Here is a 2,694-nt window from a genome sequence, read left to right on the forward strand (position 1 = left end):
AGGTTCGCGTCGGCGTCAGCCTTGCTTTGCTCGAGGTTGCTCTGTGCATCGAGCAACTGTTTCTGCACGTTGAGCACGTCGAGGAAATCGACCGCACCTGCCTTGTACCGTTGTCGCGCAATCGACAGCGCGCGCTGGTTCAGGCTCACGACCGTTTTCAGGCGATCGCGTCGGCGCTGTTCAGCGTCATAGACGACGAGCGCGTCGTCCACCTCCCGCCATGCCTGAAGCACGGTGTGCTTGTAGACGATCGCCGCCTCCTGCTGCTGTGCCTCGCGCAAATGAAGCGTGCCCTTGAGGCGTCCGCCTTCGAAGATCGGCAGCGTGATCGACGGTCCCACGACAAACTGCCCGGATGCCCAGTCAGCAAGATTCGAGAGTTGCAGGCTCTGGAACCCGGCGCTGCCGTTCAGCGAAATGCGTGGATAGAAGTCGGCCTTCGCCATGCCGATCGTCGCGGTGGCCGCGTGCAGCTGAGCCTCCGCTTTCCTGATGTCGGGCCGGCGCTGCACCAGTTCCGACGGCACGCCGATGGGTACCTGATCAGGCAGCGCCGGCACATCACGCGGCTCGGCGAGCATCTGCCGTAATGCACCCGGTTCCTTCGCCAGCAGCACGCCAATCGCATTGATCGTGGTCTCGCTGCGCGATTCGAGCGTCGGGATCAGGCTTTCGATCGACTCCGCCTGGGCCATCGCGTTGGCCACATCCAGCTCCGTCGTGACGCCTTCATGCACCCGCGTTTGCGTGAGCTTCGTGGCGTCGCGCGCGATCTCCAGGTTCTGTTTCGCGATCTGCAGCAGAGCCTGCGTGTCGCGCAACTGGATGTAGTCGCGGGCGAGTTCAGCGCGGGCGGACAACAGGATCGCGTTGCGGTCCTCGTACGAGGCATCGGAGAGCGCTGACGCTGCCTCGACACCGCGCCGGGCGCGACCCCAGAAGTCGAGTTCCCATGATGCGTCGAAGCCGAACTGGTAGAGATCGTAAGCGGGCGAGCCTTTGGCGCCCGGCAACGGCGCCACGCCAAGCGGCGCGCTGCCCGATGCCGACTGCGTCTGGCTTCCCGTCGGAGTGACGCCAAGCAATGACAGGATGCCGTTCGGACTGCCGCGCTCGCGATCATAGGAGGCGGCGCCGTTCAGCGTCGGATATTCTTCGGCACCGGCAATGCGCTGTTCCGCCCGGCTTTGCCGCAAGCGCGCCGACGCAGCCGCCACGTCGAGGTTCGCATCGGTCAGCTGGTTTTCCAGTGAGTCCAGTATCGGGTCATTGAACAGCGTCCACCATTGCGGACTGAATTCGGATTCGACTGCACGGCTCGCTGCCTGCGCGGTCTGCGTGCGGTTGAACACGTCGGGCGTGGCCGTCTGCGGACGTTCGAAGTTCGGACCGACCAGACAGCCGGTGAGCATGCAGCACAGCAACAACGCGAGCGCCGGCGTGCGGAGGGAGAAGTCGCGCGCGTTCATTTCGCGTCCGCTCCTGCGGCTCCCGCGATGCGCACATCGGCACGCCTGCCGACGGCGACCTCCGTTTCGACAGACAGGCCCACGCTCAATGCGGACGCGGCCTGTTGTCCGTGGTCGATCGTGATCTTGACCGGCACACGCTGGACGATCTTGGTGAAGTTGCCCGTTGCGTTGTCGGGCGCGATCGGCGCGAAGCTCACGCCCGTAGCGGGCGCGAGACTATCGACGTGCCCGCGGATCACCACGCCCGGAAAGCTGTCGACCTTGATGCGCACGGTGTCGCCGGGCCGCATCCGGGCGAGCTGGTTTTCCTGGAAGTTGGCGACGATATAGGCGTCCGACAGCGGCACGATCGCGAGCAGCGGCGCGCCGGTTGTCACGAATGCGCCCACGCGTGCCGAACGTCGTCCAATCTTGCCGTCGACGGGCGCGCGGATCTCCGTATACGACAGATTGAGTTTCGCCTGCTCGAGCGCGGCCTCGGCGTGGGCCAACGCGCCGGCCGCCTTGTCGCGCTGTGTCTTCAGCACGTCGAGGTTCTGCTCGGTCGCGACGAGTGCGGCCCGGTTGCGCGCCTGCTGCGCGAGTTCCTCGGCCAGCGCGCTCGCCGCGTGCTGCTGCTCCTGCGTCGTGCCCGCGCCGGTTTCCGACAGATTGCGGTAGCGCGCGGCATTCGTGCGCGCAAACTCGAGTGTCGCGTCATCCGCGCGAAGCGTGGCACGCGCCTGATCGACAAGCGCGGGCTGGCGCGCGATCTCGGCCTCGTAGTTCGCGACCGATGCCTTTGCTGCGGCCACGTCAGCCTGCGCACTCATCAACGCGGCGTGGAAGTCGCGGTCGTCGATACGTACCAGCAGTTGCCCGGCCTTGACCTGCTGGTTGTCGTCGACGAGGACCCCGGAAAGCTGGCCCGCGACGCGCGGTGCGACCAGTGTGAAATCGGCCGTCACATAGGCATCGTTGGTGGTCTCGCTGGTTGAGCCGGCAAACAGCCACATGCAGGCAGCCAGTACAGCGACGCCGAGTATGAGCAGATACGCGGCAAGACGAATCGTTCTGGGAGGAAATCGGGTAGCGGATGACATGGATAGCGTCGCTTAGCGGGAAGAGGGCGGCGTCGTGCTCCAGGGCGGATAAACGCGCACGGGTAACACCGGAATAACGAAAAGAAAGGCGACGGCGATACCTGCCATCACGCGATAGAGATCCGCCGATGTCAGCACGA

2 protein-coding genes are annotated in these 2,694 nt (G+C 65.2%); both read right to left on the reverse strand.

From position 1 onward, the window contains the following. Positions 1–1,469: efflux transporter outer membrane subunit (locus PQR32_RS41990; RefSeq protein ID WP_408241746.1), on the reverse strand; the 1,469-nt coding region annotated here is incomplete at its 3' end. Continuing rightward, entirely contained in the window at positions 1,466–2,554 is a 1,089-nt protein-coding gene (locus PQR32_RS41995) for an HlyD family secretion protein (protein WP_408241749.1), read from the reverse strand. The genes PQR32_RS41995 and PQR32_RS41990, both read right to left, overlap by 4 nt. Positions 2,555–2,694: the final 140 nt, after the last annotated feature.

Origin of the sequence: Paraburkholderia dipogonis (genome assembly GCF_046027395.1) — a bacterium.
Taxonomy (GTDB): domain Bacteria; phylum Pseudomonadota; class Gammaproteobacteria; order Burkholderiales; family Burkholderiaceae; genus Paraburkholderia; species Paraburkholderia dipogonis_A.